The organism is Staphylococcus sp. HMSC061G12, from assembly GCF_001838465.1.
Classification (GTDB): Bacteria; Bacillota; Bacilli; order Staphylococcales; family Staphylococcaceae; genus Staphylococcus; species Staphylococcus simulans.
This window is the reverse complement of record NZ_KV837143.1, coordinates 1-452: the sequence shown is the minus strand read 5'-3', so window position 1 is coordinate 452 and position 452 is coordinate 1. Positions and strand designations below refer to the sequence as shown.

The window sequence follows — 452 nt, the reverse complement described above, 5'->3', positions numbered from 1 at the left end:
ATAACCTAACCAATGATCATGGTATTGCCAATATTTTTTCTCAATGAAACGATCCATTAATTTTTCTACAGTCTTCAACCATAATTCATTTTTATCTTTTTGATATAGTCTCAACAATGCAAGGGCTGCTTCACCATCATAATAAATAATTCTGAATTTTTCTTTAACGCTTAAATCTGGATAATTTAATATATGTGTTGTTTCATACGTGTTTTTATCAATCATTGTAAGGATGCCTTTCGCTACTTTTTGAGCGCTTTTAAGGTATTCAAGGTTATCTTCATGTTTTAAATATTCACATACCGCAAATATAAATGAAGCATTTTGTCCTAATTTGATTTCATTAGATTCGTTAGTATCATCATAAATATATGCTTTATCCCCAACCTCAAGTAACTGATTTGAAATAACATAATCAATTGCTTTTTCAACAGGTTGCAAACTTTTTCCTA

General features: G+C 29.0%; 1 pseudogene. It reads right to left on the bottom strand.

The annotated features are described in order from the left end of the window. A pseudogene (locus HMPREF2937_RS09545) lies at positions 1 to 452 on the bottom strand (poly(glycerol-phosphate) alpha-glucosyltransferase); the annotation flags it as partial.